Source organism: Actinomadura sp. NBRC 104425, from assembly GCF_030269545.1.
Classification (GTDB): domain Bacteria; phylum Actinomycetota; class Actinomycetes; order Streptosporangiales; family Streptosporangiaceae; genus Spirillospora; species Spirillospora keratinilytica.
Window position 1 is genome coordinate 15,161 of sequence record NZ_BSTN01000022.1, and the last position, 15,458, is coordinate 30,618.

The following is a 15,458-nucleotide window of genomic DNA, read 5'->3' on the forward strand; positions in this document are numbered from 1 at the left end:
CAGTCCAGTGGCACGGCCACGGAGCCCCCTTCGTCTAGCGGCCTAGGACGCCGCCCTTTCAAGGCGGTAGCGCCGGTTCGAATCCGGTAGGGGGTACCAGCAGCATGGGTGCACGGCCAACCGTGCACCCGGGGACGGCCAATACACGATCACCCGCACGTTCGCCCTGCGGAGCACCGCAGACCGGCGCAGGTGATCCACCCTCGATGTCCGTCACGGCCATACCGCCAGATGGCCTCGACGAGGGAAGGCGGCCCGCGGACACACTCGGATCCTCGTCCCACCGGGACCGCCCGACCTGGGCCCAAGAGGGCTGCCGAATGACCGCGTCCACACAGGAGCAAGCAGGCGTTGGTATCGGCGGACCGATCACAACCATTTGCACCTGCCATCCCCATCGGCGAGCCCGTCCATGAGTTGGTCCTCGCGACCCCGGTGGCTCTCGGTGTGTCCCTCGTTCGGCCTTGCCCACGCATCCGGCGTCTGCGCGAGCGGGCCGCCCACCGGGGCCATGCTCGGCGGCTTCCCTGGCCGCGCAGGCGCGATCAGTCGGTCACGGTGAGGACGAGCTTGCCGCGGGTGCGGCCGGTCTCGCCGCGGGCGTGAGCCTCGCGGACCTGGTCGAGCGCGAAGGTCTCCTCCACCTCGACAGCGACGTCACCGGCGTCGATCAGGCCCGCGATCGTGGTCAGCGCGGCACCGTCCGGCTCGACCAGGAACGGGGTGACCCGCACGCCGCGCTCCTTCGCGGCCTTGGCCAGGTCCGGGGAGACACCGCCCGGGACGGCCACCAGCAGGCCGCCGGGGCGCAGGACCCCGAGCGCGCGCGTGGAGGTCTGGTCGTGCGCGTCGCCCACCAGGTCGATGACGACATCGACGTCCTTGACGACGTCCTCGAAACGGGCGGCGGTGTAGTCGATGGTGTCCTCGGCGCCGAGCTCCTTGAGCCAGGGGTGGCGGGCCGTGCGGGCGGTGGCGATCACGTGGGCGCCCCGATGCCGGGCGAACTGCACCGCGAAGTGGCCCACCCCGCCGGCGGCGGCCGTGATCAGGACGCGCTGTCCGGCCTGTACGCCGGCGGTGTCGACCACGATCTGCCAGGCGGTCAGCGCCGCCAGCGGCACGGCGGCCGCGTGGACGTGGTCGAGGGTGGCCGGCTTGCGGGCCCACTGGCGGGCCGGCGCGGTCACGTACTCGGCGTAGCCCCCGGCGGCGCGCGGGAACCAGGGCATGCCGTACACCTCGTCGCCGGGCGCGAGGGTGGTGACGCCGAAGCCGACCTCCTCCACGACACCGGAGACGTCCCAGCCCAGGATCAGCGGGAACGTTTGCAGGCCCGCCATGCCCTGGCCCTCACGGGTCTTCCAGTCCACCGGGTTGACGCCGGCGGCGTGCACGCGCACCAGCACCTCCGTCGGCAGCGGCTCGGGACGCGCGACCTCCTCGACCTTCAGCACGTCCGGTCCGCCGAACTCCTTGATGGTCACGGCCCGCATGGTGTTCTCGCTCATTCGTCTCACTCCTTTCGCCAGCCGGGCTCCCGTCCCCGGTGAAAGAAAGAGTGGCGCTTGCCGAGGGAGACGGGTGAGTGGCCGGATGGCCATCTGTCGTACTATTCGGGCCATGCCGCATCGTGTCGCCGTCCTGGCCCTCGACGGAGTCCTGCCGCTGGACCTGGGCATTCCCGCCAGGGTGTTCAACGAGGCCTGCGAACCGGACGGGACGCGCCTGTACTCCGTCACCACCTGCTCCCTCGGCGGCCGCTCCGTGCGCACCCACGAGGACTTCCGCATCGTCGTCGACCACGACGAGTCGGCGCTGGAGACGGCGGACACCGTCGTGATCGCCACCCAGGAGCCCAGCCGGGAACTGCTCGCGACCGGGGAGCTGCCCGACGACGTCGCCGCGGCGCTGCACCGCATCGGGCCGCAGACCCGCATCGTCAGCCTGTGCACCTCGGCGTTCCTCCTCGCGGCGGCCGGTCTGCTGGACGGCCGCCGCGCCACCACGCACTGGGCGCTGTGCGACGCGATGGCGCGGCTGTTTCCCAAGGTCGAGGTGGATCCGAACGTGCTGTTCGTCGACAACGGGCGCATCCTGACGTCGGCCGGCGGGGCCGCCGGGATCGACCTGTGCCTGCACCTGGTCCGGCGGGACCACGGGGCGGCGGTGGCCTCGGCCGCCGCGCGGCGCTGCGTGGTGGCGCCGTGGCGCGAGGGCGGGCAGGCGCAGTTCATCGAACACCCCGTTCCGCCGGACACCGACCGCTCCACGTCGGCGACCCGTCAGTGGGCGCTGGACCGGCTGGCCGAGCCGCTCACGCTGGAGGACCTGGCCCGGCACGCGAACATGAGCGTGCGCACCTTCACCCGGCGGTTCCGCAGCGAGGTGGGCACCAGCCCGCTGAAATGGCTGGCGCAGCGGCGTTTGGAGCACGCGCGACTGCTGCTGGAGACCACCGACCTGCCCGTCTCCCGGATCGCCGCCGCCTGCGGCTTCGGCGACCCCGTCGCCCTGCGCAAGCACTTCGCCACGTACCTGGGCATGTCACCGCTGGCCTACCGCCGCGCCCACCACGCACCGGACCTGAAAAGGCGGTGACCCGGACGTGACGGCGGCAGGCGGCCTCCCGGCACGCCGTCCGCCGTCGCCGTTTCCGGCCCGGATGCAGTCATCGTCCTCCACCGCGGAACCCGCGGCGGGCAGCCCCGCCGCACGGGCGTCGGACCGCCGACGGCCGCCTGTGCTCGACACCCGGACCGGGTCACCCCCGCGACCCGCCCTCGCGAGCTCCCGGGCGACGCCGGCGAGCGCGAGACCGCTGGACGACGCTAGTTGCTCAGTTTGAGCAACTAGGGCGGGGTATTGACAGCGGCCACCGGTACATCGGATGCTGACAGGACGTTAGTCGAAAGTTTCGAGCAGGTTAATCTTGCTCGGTTCACGCAACTAGGTGGCATTGGTGGCGGAGGTCCTGGTCGTCGCCGACGACCTCACCGGAAGCAATGCGACGGGCGCGCTGTTCGCGCGGCAGGGCATGCGCGCCGTCACGGTCAGCGACATCCGCCATGCGCGGCGGCACAGGGATGCGGCCGACGTGGTGGTGGTCAACACCGGAAGCAGGCACTGCCCGGCCGCGCGCGCCCGCGCCCTGGTCGCCGAGGTCGCCGAGGCGCTCGGCAGTGACATGCGGCTCCTGGTCAAACGGGTCGACACCACCCTGCGCGGCAATGTCGGCGCCGAGCTGACCGGGATGCTGGAAGGGCTGCGGGCTAGGGTGCCGCACGCGCGGGCGCTGTGCGTTCCCGCCTTCCCCAGCGCGGGCCGCACCACGGTCGGCGGCGTCCACCTGGTCGACGGCGTTCCGCTCACCGAGACCGACGCCGCCCGCGACCCGCTCAGCCCGATCACCGCGTCCCGTGTCGCCACGCTGCTGCGCGCCCAGACCGAGCTGAGCGTGGGGGAGATCGTCCTCGATGTCGTCCAGGCCGGGCAGGAGACCCTGGTGCGTGCGATGCGGGCCGACCGGTCCGACGTCCTGGTGTGCGACGCGGTCACCCCCGGGCACGTGTCCGTGCTGGCGCGGGCGGCGGCGGCCACCGGCGAGACCTGGCTGTCGGTCGACTCCGGGCCGTTCGGCGCCGCGCTCGCCGCCGAACTGGGCATCGGCGGCACGCCCAAGCCGATCCTGGTGGTCGCGGGCAGCGTCACCGCCCGCACCACCGAACAGCTGCGGGAGGCCGGTCACATCCTCGGCGCACGCCTGTGCGAGGTGACCGCGCTCGACGAGGACGCCCTGACCGCCGACGTCATCGGGCTGCTGGACGACGGCGCCACCGTGGCCGGGCTGCGCATGGTCCCCGCCGAGTTCGACCCGGCGCTGGCCGGACGCATCCCGCACGTGCTGGCCGCGGTCGCCCGCAACGTGGTGGAGTCCGGGCGCGTGGGCGGGGTGTACGCGACCGGCGGCGACGTGTCGGTCGCCGTGGTCGACGCCCTGGGCGCCGAGGGCTTCGAGGTGGACGCCGAGGTGCAGCCCCTGGCCGTCGCCGGACGGCTGGTCGGCGGCCCGCACGACGGGTTCCCGTTCGCCGCCAAGGGCGGTCTCATCGGCGACCGGCAGGCCGCCGTCGACTGCGTGGAACACCTCCGCATGATCACGATTCGCGACGAAAGGAAGATGCATAGATGAGTGCGGACACCCGACCGCTGCTCGCCGTCACCCTCGGCGACCCGGCGGGCATCGGCCCCGAGATCACCGCGCGCACCCTGGCCGACCCCGCGTCGGCGCGCGCCGCCCGGGGGCTGGCCGTCGGCGACGCCGCCGTGCTGGAGCGCGCCGCCCGCATCTGCGGCCTGGACGTGGAGATCAACGCGGTCTCCGACCCCGGCCAGGCGCGCTTCACCGAAGGCGTGATCGACGTGCTCGACCTCGGCATCGCCGGCGCGGACCTGGAATGGGGCAAGGTCGACCCGGTCGCGGGGCGCGCGGCGGTCGCCGCGATCGAGACGGCCGCCCGGCTGGCCCTCGACGGCGTCGCCGACGCGGTCGTCACCGCCCCCATCAACAAGGAGGCGATCTGGGCCGCCGGGTCCAAGCACCTCGGCCACACCGAGATGCTCGGGGAGCTGACCGGCTCCACCCGGCACAACACGATGTTCGTCGTCCGCGGCCTGAAGATCTTCTTCACCACCCGGCACATGTCCCTGCGCAACGCGCTGGACAAGCTGAGCAAGCAGGTCGTCGAGGAGGCGATCCGCGAGGCCTACGCCGCGCTGCGCGTGTTCGGCGCGGACGGCCGGACCCCGCGGCTGGCGGTCGCGGCCGTCAACCCGCACGGCGGCGAGAACGGCAACTTCGGCGACGAGGAGATCGTGTCGATCGCCCCCGCGGTGGAGGCCGCCCGCGCCGCGGGCCTGGACGTCACCGGCCCCGTCCCCGCCGACTCGGTCTTCCATCAGGGCCTGGAGGGACGCTACGACGGCGTCCTGTCGCACTTCCACGACCAGGGCCACATCCCCGCCAAGACCGTCGACTTCCACGGCACCGTCTCGGTCACCGTCGGCCTGCCGATCCTGCGCACCTCCGTGGACCACGGCACCGCCTTCGACATCGCCGGCACCGGCACGGCCTCCCCCGGCACCATGGCCGCCGCGTTCCGCACCGCCGTCGAGTTCGCCCCCTACGCCGACCGCATCCGCGCCGAATACGCCACCCGCTGACAGTCCGACCCCGCGAGCGGAAGGAACCCACCCCCGATGACCACCGCCGCCACCGCACCCGCCCGCCGCTGGACGTACGTGATCCCGGTCGCCGCGATCATGTACATGCTGGCCTATCTGGACCGCAACAACGTCGCGATCATCCTGCCGTACATGGACGACGACTTCCCGCTGTCCGGCAGCGCCAAGGGCATGGCCAGCGGGATCTTCTTCGTCGGCTACATGGTCCTGCAGATCCCCGCCGCCGTCCTGGCGGCGCGGTGGAGCGCCCGCAAGACGGTGCTCATCCTCATGATCGCGTGGGGTCTGGCCGCCATGACCTGCGGCCTCGTGCACAGCGAGACGCAGCTGTACGTGGCCCGGCTCGTCCTCGGCCTGTTCGAGGGCGGGGTGTGGCCGGCGGTGCTCATCCTACTGGCGTCCTGGTTCCCGCTGCGGGAACGGGCGCGGGCCAACGCGCTGTGGATGGCCTGCCTGCCGATCTCGTCCATCATCATGGCGCCCCTGTCCGGCTGGATGCTCGACCACATGGACTGGCGCACGGTGTTCGTCGCGCAGGGGCTGCCGCCGCTGGTGTGGGCCGCGGTGTGGTGGTTCGCCATCGCCGACCGGCCGTCGCAGGCACGGTGGGTCTCGCCCGAGGAGCGTGCGTACGTCGAGCGGGCGCTGGCCGAGGATGAGGCGGCCAAGCCGTCGACGGGGCAGGCCGGGTACGGGCAGACGCTGCGCGACCGCCGCGTCCAGCTGCTGGTGCTGGTGTACTTCTGCTGGATCACCGGGTTCTACGGCTTCAGCCTGTGGCTGCCCACCGTGATCAAGACGATGACCGGGGACGCGTCCGCCACCGCCGTCGGGTGGCTGACCGCGATCCCCTACACCGTCGCGCTGGCGGCCATGATCTACAACGCGACCCGCTCGGACCGCACCGGCAACCGGCGCGCCGCCGTCGCGATCCCCCAGGTCGTGGCGATCGCCGGGCTGCTGGCCGGGCAGCTCGTGCACGGCGGCGTCGCGCAGATGGTGCTGCTGTGCGTGGTCGCCGCGGGCGTCTACGCGCCCTACGGGCCGTTCTGGGCGATGCCCGCGCAGGTGCTGCGGTTCGAGGTCATCGCCGTGGCCATGGGGCTGATCAACGCGCTGGGCAACCTGGGCGGCTTCATGGGGCCGTACCTGGTCGGCTGGCTGACCGACCTGACCGGCTCGCAGAACGCCGGGTTCGTCGCGCTGGCCGGATTCCTGGCCGCCGGGGCGGCGGTCTCCTGGTTCGGCCTGCGCCCGGTGCCCGCCGTCGGGGATCATGCGGTTGCCGCACAACGGACCGCCTGATGGGGGAGTGTTGACCGTACGACGCGGGCCGAGGGCCCAGACCGCCGAACGCCGGGCCATGCTGGTGCGGGAGGTCCAGGCGGGCAACGGCAACATCCACGAACTGGCCCGCCGGTTCGGGGTGTCCACCTCCACCGTCCGCCGCGACCTGCGCGAACTGGAGCTGTCCGGCGAGATCACCCGCACCTACGGCGGCGCGGTGGGCGGTCCGCACCCGCACGAACTGCCGCTGCGCGAGAAGGAGCACGGCCACCGGCGGGAGAAGGAGGCCATCGCCGCCGTCGCCGCCGACCTCGTGGAGACCGGCGACGTGGTGCTGCTGGACGCCGGTTCCACCACCGCGCGGCTGGCCCGGCGGCTGCGCGACCGCACAGGCATCACCGTGATCGCCGCCGGGCTCAACGCCATCGCCCTGCTGGCCGAGGCCCCCGGCGTCGAACTGATCCTGCTCGGCGGGCGGGTCCGCCACCCCGGCGAGGGGGTGGTCGGCCCGTTCGCCGAGGAGCAGCTGCGCTGGCTGGGTCCCGACAAGGTCTTCCTGGGCGCGGACGGCGTGACCGCCCGCGGCCTGTGCTGCCCGTCGCCCGAGCAGGCCCGGATCAAGCATCTGATGCTGCACGCCGGACGCGCCACCTATGTGCTCGCCGACCACAGCAAGATCGGCGCGGAGCCGTTCGCGTACTGGGCTCCGCTCGACCGCCCGCACACCGTGATCGTCGACGCGGCCGCCCGGCCCGCCGACCTGGAGCCGCTGCCCGGCGACACCCTGATCGCCACGGAGCCGGACCCCCCCGACACCCCGCGGCATCCCGGCTGAGCGCGTCTCGTCACCGCGGCTGCCGGACAACCGCGGTGGCGCACCTCTCAGCAGTGAGGCAGAGGCGGCCCGGCGGACTATGCACAGCGCGTGCGATGCGGCACCGGGCCGCCGCCCCGGTCGGTGTCAGGGACGAGCGGCCTCCTCGACGGGATCGCCACCGCCTGCGGCTTCGGCGACCCCGTCGCCCTGCGCAAGCACTTCTTCACGCACCTGGGCATGTCACCGCTGTACGGCCGCCGCGCCCACAACGCACCCGCCCTGAAAGGGCCGTGCCCCGGGTGTGACGGCGGCAGGCGACCTCCCGGCACGCCGCCCGCCGCCGTTCCAACCCGGAGACATTCCCGCGGCGATGATTCCGTCAGGAATCCCACTGCCGTACGTCGAACTGGTCGACGCGAAGGCTCGACGGGAAGTTGTCCGGAAAGATCGGGCAGCGCACCGTGCGGTTCAGCACACCGACCAGGAAGTTCACGAAGCCCCCGTCGTAACGCCAGTACTCGATGCCGTCGGTGACGACGATCGGCCAATCCGGCGCGTTCGGCCCGCTCGTCAACCACAGGCAGAAGTCGCCGTTCTCGGTCGCCCCCCAGTGGAAGAGCCCGCCAGCCTCCGGCCACAGCGGATACGGAGGTATCTCGCTTTTCGCGCCGGAGTCGTCGACCAAGGTCACGGAACCGCCGTAGGCGGCGAGCTCCCGGAGGGACTCCAGCGCTGTACGCGTCCCCTCCAGCAACAACGCGATGTCGTCCCCCGGGTGGAACACTCCGAGGAAGCCGTCGAGCTGCAGATGCGGGTACTTGTCGAAGAGTCGCTTGTAGGCGTCGGGGAAGCGGAAGGCGACGGCCCGCTCCAACTCGTCCCAGTCCACCGAAGGCGACGGGTACAACGGCGGTCCGGCAAGGCGCTCAAGGTCCGCAAACACTGCCACTGCGCTCGATCCTGTTTTTGGGAAGCATCTGGTTGATGAGACATCTGTCCAGGTCGATACCCGGCCTTCCATCAGGGTAACGTCCTCGCGCGGTGAGGCGTATCTTGTCCGGAATCACGTCTCCGGACTCATAAACGGGCTTGACCCAGTAGTCGACCACCTGGCCGTCACGCACGGCCTCCGCAACCCGATTCTCCAGACCTCTCATCACGGGAGTGTTGACCGGAGACTGGTAGCAGGTGATGAGGTTGTTCGCGTCATAGCCGTCGCCGCCGAGCTGATTCCCGATCAAATGACAGCGAGCGAACTCGTACTGCCGGGTCTGGGTGAGCCACCGATTCGTCGACTTTCCGGTCTGCGGATCACGTTTCGGCCAGCCCGGCGGATCGATGTCCTTGGACGCCGCCGATCCGCCGGCCAGGTCTTGGGCGGTGCAGAATCTGGCATAGGCGCCGGAGTGGTATCCATTTTTGTCAAATCCGCCATAGTTCTTTCTGGGGACGCATTCCTCGTCATCGTCCTGCACCGCGGAACCCGCGGCGGGCAGCCCCGCCGTCTGCATGACGGAGGCCGGTGCGGGCGACGGGTTGGGCGGTGACGGGGCGAGCGCGGTGCTGGTCGGGGGCGGAGGGCCGGTGACGGACGCGGCCGGTTGGCCGACCGGGACCTCCAACGGCACGACCACGGGCAAGGTCACCTGGGACACGACGGAGCCGGCCTCATCGACCGCCCTCTGGCGGATGGCCTGCAGAGACCGCACCGTGTCCTTGACCACGTCGTACGACCTGGCTCTCGTGGCCTTCCGGGCGGGGCCGGTCGAAATACGGGAGGCGGGGTCGGCATAGGAGGGCTTGCGCAGTGACGGGCTGATCTTTCTGGCCTTGTTCCGTGCGTCTTTCTCCGCGCGGCGCTTGGCCGCCGCCGTCCTCGCGCGTGCCCTGGCGATCGCCAAGGCACGCGCGATCGCCGCCCGCTGCGCGGCCGAGAGGCCCACATTGCCCCCGTAGTAGCCGCTGCGGCCGGGCGCGTATCCTCCCCTGCTCGGCCCGGACCTGTGGTAGTCGCCTTTGCCACCGGGTTGGCACGGTACGCCCGGGCACGCTGTGAATCTGTCGTACCAGCTGTCCCATCCCGTGGACCAGGGCCGTGCCGGCGGTGGGGAGGCGGACAGGGTGATCTTGATAAGCTGTGCGACTCGGTAGGCGCGCCATGCACGCCAGGCCAGCCATGCGAGCCTGGCGGCCAGGAGTCCCCCGGCGATGGGGCCGACGGCATAGTGGCCGGTGGGGTCCGCGTTGTCGAGCGGATCGGCGTTGCCGTAGGTGTAGCGATTGGCGTTGACGGAGTACGGCGTCGGGTCGAGGGTCAGGGAGTCGCGGCTGTTGAACGCCCCCGACTCGGGCGAGTACCAGCGCGCACCCATCTTGACCTGTCCGGAATCCGGATCCGTCCAGTCGCCCTGGTAGCCGACGTTCGTCCAGGCGCCACTGTGCGCGATCCGCCGGCCGAACGGGTCGTAGGCGCTGGAGTCGGCCACGGCCGCGAGGGGTGCGGCCGGGTCGAAGGCGCCGACCACGTCTCCGTGCTTGTCGGCGAGGGCGACGCGGCCGCCGGCGCCGCCGTCCACGGCGACGACGTCGTCGGCCAGGCCGCGGGAGTACCGGTGCGCACCGTCCGTCACCGGGTCGTCCGCCGGCCCCGCGTAGCCGAACGGCGCGCCGTTCCGTGTGGCGATGCGGTCCAGGCCGTCGTAGGTGTAGGTGGTCGGGCCCGCGGCGGTGAGCCGGTCGAAGGCGTCGAAGGTGTAGTTCTCGCCGCCGCCGGGTGCGGATGCGGCGGCCAGGGTGCCGCGCGGCGTGTAGGCGAAGGTGGTCTGGCCTTCGGTGAGTCGGCGGTTGCGTTCGTCGTAGGTGGCCGTGACGCTTCCGGCCCGGACGCGGTTGCCGGAGGCGTCCCAGTCGTATTCGGTCGTGGCGCCGTCGCGGGTCCACGCTTTCAGGCGGCCGGCGCGGTCGTACGCGTAGGTGTTCTCGCCTGCACCGGCGGTGCCCGCAGTGGTCTTGCGGGTGGTCCGGTCGTTGTCGTCGTAGCCGTAGGTGATGGACGCGACGGTCGCGCCGGAGCCGTTCTTGAGCGTGTCCGCGGTGACGCGGCCGAGATCGTCGTAGTCGAAGGTGCGGATCCGCCCGGAACCGTAGTCGATCTTGTTGAGCTGTCCGGCGGTGTTGTAGCCGAAGGTCTGGGTGACGCCGGTGATGCCGTCCTGGAGCGTCTGCAGGCGGCCTCGGCTGTAACCGAACGCCGCGGTCCCGGCGGCGTCGGTGCGGCCGGTGAGCCGGCCGTCGGCGTCGTAGGTCATGGTGGCCTGGCCGGAGGGGCCTTCGGCCGTCAGCAGCTCGCCGCGGTCGTTCCAGGTGTAGACGTTGGTGTCCGAACCGGCGTTGACCTTGATGAGCCGCCCTGCGGAGTCGTAGCCGAAGACGCGTTCGGCGGACGGGGCCGAGGGGCCGGTGCCGGTTTCGCGCAGGAGGCGGTTGCCCGGGTCGAAGCTGCGTTCGCGGGTGACGCCGCCGGGCGCGACGAGCCTGACGGGGTTGCCGGCCGCGTCGTAGCCGGTGGTCCAGGTGCGGTCGGCCGCGTCGGGGTGGGCGGTCAGCACCAGGCCGGGCGGCATGGTGCCGCCGCCGACCGCCGCTTCGGCGCCGGTGGTGTAGGTGTAGCCGATCTGGCCGCCGCCCTCGGGGTTGGTCTGGGTGAGCAGCTTGCCGGAGGTGGTGTAGGTGTAGCCGGTCCGGTACCGGTTGTCGGTGGCACTGGTGGAACGCCCGTCGCGGAACTCGATCGGCTTGTCGTTGCGCGGGTCGGCCGGGTCGGTGAGGGACGGGTAGGTGAAGTAGGCGGTGTGGCAGACGTCCTTGGACCGGCAGGTCGTACGGGAGGTCACGTTGCCGCGGGCGTCATGGGTGAACTTGGCGCTGTCGCCGTTCTCGTTGGTGACGACGGTGGGGAAGCCGCGGTCGTCGTACTGGAACGTGCGCATTCCCATCCCGGTCAACGGGATGCCGACGAAGTCCGGGATGTCGCCGGGGTTGCCGGGCGGGTCGGTGCAGAACGCCGGGTCGCCCGGGTCGGGGTGGTTGCAGGTGGGCGACGGCGACGGGCTCGGCTCCGGGCGGTCCTCCTCGCGCGTCTCCAGTCCCAGGGGGATGCCGACCCTGATCAGGTTGCCGGTGATCGCGTCGCTCTCGTACAGGTACGGCCGGTCGGCCGGGTCGCGGACCTCGACCGCGCGCCGCAGGTCGGCGTCGCCGCCGTACACCGTGGGCGGCTTGATCTTCCACGTGCCGCCGTCGCGGTCGGTGTACTCGGCGACGCGGTCCGCGGCGGTGTCGTAGGACGCCTCGGCGGCGACCTTGCCGCTCGGCAGCGTGACCTTGGTCAACTGGTCGGCGGTACGCAGCGCCTCGGTGTAGTGCGCCGCCACCTGTGCCGGGCCGAGGGGGTGGTGGTAGACGGCGACCTCGTCGAGGGTGCCGGTGTAGAAGCGGCGTGCGGCCGTACCCCACTGGGGCCAGGAGGCAGGCGTCGAGGCGTAGGCGGCGCCGAGCTGGTTGTAGGTCAGATCGAGATGGTCGGGGGTCTGGCCGGTGAGCGTGCCGACCACCTTGCCGTCCAGGTAGAGGGTTTGCGTGGACCCCATCGCCGACAGCACGGCATGATGCCACTTGCCGTCGTTCACCGCCACGGCCGAGGTGATCGGGGAGATGGTGCCACCGCTGTAGAACTGGCCGCGCAGCCTGCCGTCCAGGCCCGTGTACAGGACCGGCACGCCGACCGCGGAGGTGCTGTCCAGCGGCTTGTCCTGGTAGCCGACCAGGGGGCCGCCGGACGCTGTCGGATTGTTCTTGAACCACACCTCCACGGCCAGGTCGCGGCTCTTCTTCAGCGCCCCGCCCGGCAGCGTCACCTGGGAGGTGGTGCCGTTGAACGCGGCGGCGGTGTTGTCGGTGCCGGTCAGCGCCCCGGGGGCCTGGAGCGTGACGTTCTTGTAGGCGGCCGCGTCCTCGCCGAGGTTGATCGCGACCTGGCTGGCCGCGCTGGTGCCCTCGGCCTCGCCCAGCCGCCAGTACGACTCCGGCCGCGTGTCCATGACCACGCTGCGGTAGTGCGAGCCGGGGGCGTACTCGTAGGCGGTGCACCGGTCACCGGGCGCGCAGACCTTGGTGAGCAGGTCGCCGGTGTAGGTGTAGGTCCAGGTCAGCGCCTTGCCGTCGACCGGGTTGGTGGACACGGCGGCGACCCGGTCACCCGACCAGGTGAACGACAGGTAGCGTCCGCCGGCCGCCGTCGCCCGCGACAGCCTCCCGGTCAGCGGGTCGTAGGTCAGCGTGACCGACTGCGCCCCCGGATCGGTGATCTTGGTGAGCCGGGTGTTGACGAACTCGAAGGTGCGGCCGGTCTTGTCGGTCAGCTTCCAGGTGGAGCCGTTCACGGTCAGCGTGGCGTGCCGGCCCGGCGGCGGAGAGAACGTGCCGTCGGGGTTGCGGCCGTAGCGCACCTGCTGCCCGTCCGGGTAGCCGATCACCACGTTGCCCGAGCCGTCCTTGTCCTCGGTCAGCCGCATGTCGAACTGCGTCGTCCATCCGGCGCCGAACGGGGAGTCGCGGCGCGGGTCCAAGCTGTTGTAGGTGCGCTCCAGGCTCAGCTCCGGCCCGACGTTGGCGACCGACGCGTCCACCGCCGAGGTGGAGAAGTTGCCGGTGTGCGGGTCGAACTCCCGCTCCTGCGCCCCGGCCAGCCGCGAGGTGATCTCCGGTTGCGGCACCGCCGTCTGGAACATCACCCGCTCGGACGGGACCTCGTTGCCGGTGTCCTTGACGAACACCCGCCACAGGTAGGTCTTGCTCCACGACAGCTTCCCGGCCGGAACCGTCCAGGCATGGGTGCGCACGTAGCCGGAGTCGAAGCAGTTGACCGCCGAACCGTCCGCGGCATTCTTCTCGCAGACCTCGTACTTGTAGCTCAGCGACGATCCCGCCGGGGCTCCAGGTCCACCGCCGTCGCCCACAGCTGCGGCGACAGCGTCGGCGACTGGTAGCCGTTGGGCGGGTACAGCTCCCGCAGCACCGGCGCGATATCGATGTTCTTGATGATGATCCGCAGCGGCGGGACCTGCTCGTCGATGAACACCGGCCCGCCCTTGCGCGCCATCGTGAAGTCGAGCGAGTACGTCCCCGGCGGCAAGGCCCTGATCACCGCGTCGAACGTCACCTTCCCGCCCCGCGCCACGGTGGTGGTCAGGTCGGCCGCGCGCTGCTGGGTGACCAGCTTCCCCTTGCCGTCGTACGCCCGGTATGCCAGGTAGTACTGGCCCGCCGTCCACGGCTGCGCCCCGGTGTTGGTCGCGGTGATCTTCACCCGGCCGTTCTGCGCCTGCGTGACCGGCGGGTCCGGCACCGGGTTCGGCGTGGAGTAGGAGGCGTTGTACGGGCTGTGCGTCACGATCAGCCGCGGCGGGTTGGCGGTGTCGTGCCCGGTGAACTTCTTGTAGCCCAGCCCGTCGGAGGAGTCGTCGCGCACCGACAGCCCGTAGTTGGACTGCTGGCCGTTCACCCACCGCTGCACCAGGTCGCGCCCGCCCTTGCCGAGATTGAACGACACCGCCTTGGTCGGGCACCTGGACTTCGTCGCGCCGAACGCGATGTAGCCGTGGCAGAACGACGAGCGCGCCAGCCGCCCGCCCACCTTCGGCCCCGGATACGACAGGCCGGACCGGCCCACCCACGCCTCGGTCACCGGATGCACCGTCACCGGCCGCGCCCGGCACGTCGCCGAGTCGTAGTTCACCATCCACAGCGACGCGCCGAAAATCTTGTGATACCTCAGCTTCTCGCTGACCTGGGGGAAGGCGATGTACGCCGCCGAACGCGACCCGATCGTCAGCGACTCGGCCCCGCCGGCCGACCCGCCGTCATTCACCGTCAGGCTCGTCCCCGCCGCGGTGATCTCCACGCTGGGGTCCACCATCACCGGGAACGCGCGCGCCGGATCCGACAGCCACGCGCCGTCCACGTCGACCCGCAGCGCCGGGACGCCCCCGGCCGCGACGATGCTGTAGGAGACCCCGTTCGACGACGCCGGAGTCTCCGCCGAGTCGGTCATGAACCCGGCCGGGACCACCGCCCGCGTCCGGCCGGCGGCGTCGGTGAACACCACCTGCCCGCCCGCGACCTTCGCCGACAGGCCCCGCAGCGACAGCGGGAACACGAACGTGCGCGGCGCCTTCGCCGACCGCAGCACGATCGTCTCCTTCACCGACCCCGACCCGACATCGACCTTCAGATCGGTGTCGCGCCACACGTCCGGATAGGTGACGCCGCGTTCGTGCGCCCAGCCCTGCGCGGCGTCGGCGCCTTGCAGCCCGTAACCGACCTCCTGCCCGGCACCCAACGACATCCGCACCGTCACGCCCGCGCCCGTCCGCGGCGCCAACCGGATGTCGACGGCGTCGGCCGCGTTGCGCCACCCCTGCCGGCCATGCGCGCCGACCGGCACCAGTCGGGTGTCCACCGGCGCCCACGTCCCGTCCGGACGCCGGTAGTTGATCGGACGGGCCGAGAACTCCGTCGACTCGGTGCCGTCGGCGTTGGCGAACGTACGCGCGTGGGCGTCACGCCGTTCCGGCAGCTCCCGGCTGGTCTCGGCGTCGTAACCCGACACCTTCGGCTCCGCCGCCGGGGCGCTCGCCACCCGCGCGGTGTTCCGCGGCGGCCGCGCGGCCGCGGCCGGCTTGGCCTGCGTCAGCGGATAGCGGGAACGCAGCGTCGAAGGCACGTGCCGGTTGCGCGGGCCGTCCTTGATGTGGGAACCGCCGCTCTTGGCCGAACCCCATCTCTGCCGGGGGCCGTGCGCGTCGGGCAGGTCGCGCCAGCTCGACAGCGCTCCCGTCCCGCTGTCCATGGAGGCGATCAGGCACAGCACCATCACCGCCGCGAGAGTCTTGAACGCTGCGGAGAAGCGCCCGCTCAACCGCGCCCCCGTGCCGGGCACCAACCGGACCCACCCAAGCATCGGTCACTCCTGATCGCCGCGCAGTCCCCGAAAGTCGGCCGAAGAAGCGGTTCCGGCCGCGCCGCCCGCGCGGTGCGCGGACGGCGCGGC

The 15,458-nt window shown here is 71.7% G+C and carries 9 protein-coding genes and 1 tRNA gene; 6 read left to right on the top strand and 4 right to left on the bottom strand.

Annotation, left to right across the window (positions count from 1 at the left end; all coding sequences use genetic code 11):
• Window positions 1-23 precede the first annotated feature (23 nt).
• Window positions 24-99 (top strand) — tRNA-Glu (locus QSK22_RS25785).
• A gap of 446 nt (window positions 100-545) precedes the next feature.
• On the opposite strand, the gene QSK22_RS25790 is transcribed toward QSK22_RS25785, so the two are convergent.
• A complete protein-coding gene (locus tag QSK22_RS25790; RefSeq protein WP_285496960.1) occupies window positions 546-1,511 on the bottom strand; it encodes an NADP-dependent oxidoreductase in 966 nt (321 codons plus the stop codon).
• 112 nt (window positions 1,512-1,623) lie between these two features.
• On the opposite strand from QSK22_RS25790, the gene QSK22_RS25795 reads away from it, so the two are divergent.
• The 5 genes from QSK22_RS25795 (at window position 1,624) to QSK22_RS25815 (ending at window position 7,366) form a co-directional block, all read left to right on the top strand.
• Window positions 1,624-2,601 carry a GlxA family transcriptional regulator gene (locus QSK22_RS25795; protein ID WP_285496961.1) on the top strand — a complete coding sequence of 326 codons (978 nt, stop codon included), beginning with the start codon at window positions 1,624-1,626 and terminating at the stop codon, window positions 2,599-2,601.
• A 361-nt stretch (window positions 2,602-2,962) separates the two neighbouring features.
• Complete coding sequence (locus QSK22_RS25800; RefSeq protein WP_285496962.1) at window positions 2,963-4,192, top strand: four-carbon acid sugar kinase family protein; 1,230 nt, start codon at window positions 2,963-2,965, stop codon at window positions 4,190-4,192.
• On the top strand, window positions 4,189-5,223 hold the full coding sequence (pdxA, locus tag QSK22_RS25805; protein ID WP_285496963.1) for a 4-hydroxythreonine-4-phosphate dehydrogenase PdxA: 1,035 nt from the start codon (window positions 4,189-4,191) through the stop codon (window positions 5,221-5,223). The genes QSK22_RS25800 and pdxA overlap by 4 nt, the downstream gene beginning before the upstream one ends.
• Before the next feature lie 36 nt (window positions 5,224-5,259).
• The gene (locus QSK22_RS25810; protein WP_285496964.1) at window positions 5,260-6,549 is read left to right on the top strand and encodes an MFS transporter; all 1,290 of its coding nucleotides are present in this window, start codon (window positions 5,260-5,262) and stop codon (window positions 6,547-6,549) included.
• Window positions 6,550-6,559: 10 nt separating this feature from the next.
• A complete protein-coding gene (locus QSK22_RS25815) occupies window positions 6,560-7,366 on the top strand; it encodes a DeoR/GlpR family DNA-binding transcription regulator (RefSeq protein ID WP_285496965.1) in 807 nt (268 codons plus the stop codon).
• A 361-nt stretch (window positions 7,367-7,727) separates the two neighbouring features.
• Here the strand turns inward: QSK22_RS25815 and QSK22_RS25820 are convergent, their stop codons facing one another.
• From QSK22_RS25820 to QSK22_RS25830, 3 genes are read right to left on the bottom strand one after another with little or no spacing between them, the layout of a single operon-like run.
• Entirely contained in the window at window positions 7,728-8,297 is a 570-nt protein-coding gene (locus tag QSK22_RS25820) for a hypothetical protein (RefSeq protein ID WP_285496966.1), read from the bottom strand.
• On the bottom strand, window positions 8,275-13,365 hold the full coding sequence (locus tag QSK22_RS25825) for a LamG-like jellyroll fold domain-containing protein (RefSeq protein ID WP_285496967.1): 5,091 nt from the start codon (window positions 13,363-13,365) through the stop codon (window positions 8,275-8,277). Before QSK22_RS25825 ends, QSK22_RS25820 begins: the two co-directional genes overlap by 23 nt.
• Entirely contained in the window at window positions 13,320-15,368 is a 2,049-nt protein-coding gene (locus QSK22_RS25830) for a DNRLRE domain-containing protein (protein ID WP_285496968.1), read from the bottom strand. Before QSK22_RS25830 ends, QSK22_RS25825 begins: the two co-directional genes overlap by 46 nt.
• Window positions 15,369-15,458: the final 90 nt, after the last annotated feature.

Bases quoted from the DNA above. Each gene is read 5' to 3' on its own strand.
- QSK22_RS25810 (WP_285496964.1), top strand. From the start codon at position 5,260: ATGACCACCGCCGCCACCGCACCCGCCCGCCGCTGGACGTACGTGATC.
- QSK22_RS25795 (WP_285496961.1), top strand. From the start codon at position 1,624: ATGCCGCATCGTGTCGCCGTCCTGGCCCTCGACGGAGTCCTGCCGCTG.
- pdxA (WP_285496963.1), top strand. From the start codon at position 4,189: ATGAGTGCGGACACCCGACCGCTGCTCGCCGTCACCCTCGGCGACCCG.
- QSK22_RS25790 (WP_285496960.1), bottom strand. From the start codon at position 1,511: ATGAGCGAGAACACCATGCGGGCCGTGACCATCAAGGAGTTCGGCGGA.
- QSK22_RS25830 (WP_285496968.1), bottom strand. From the start codon at position 15,368: ATGCTTGGGTGGGTCCGGTTGGTGCCCGGCACGGGGGCGCGGTTGAGC.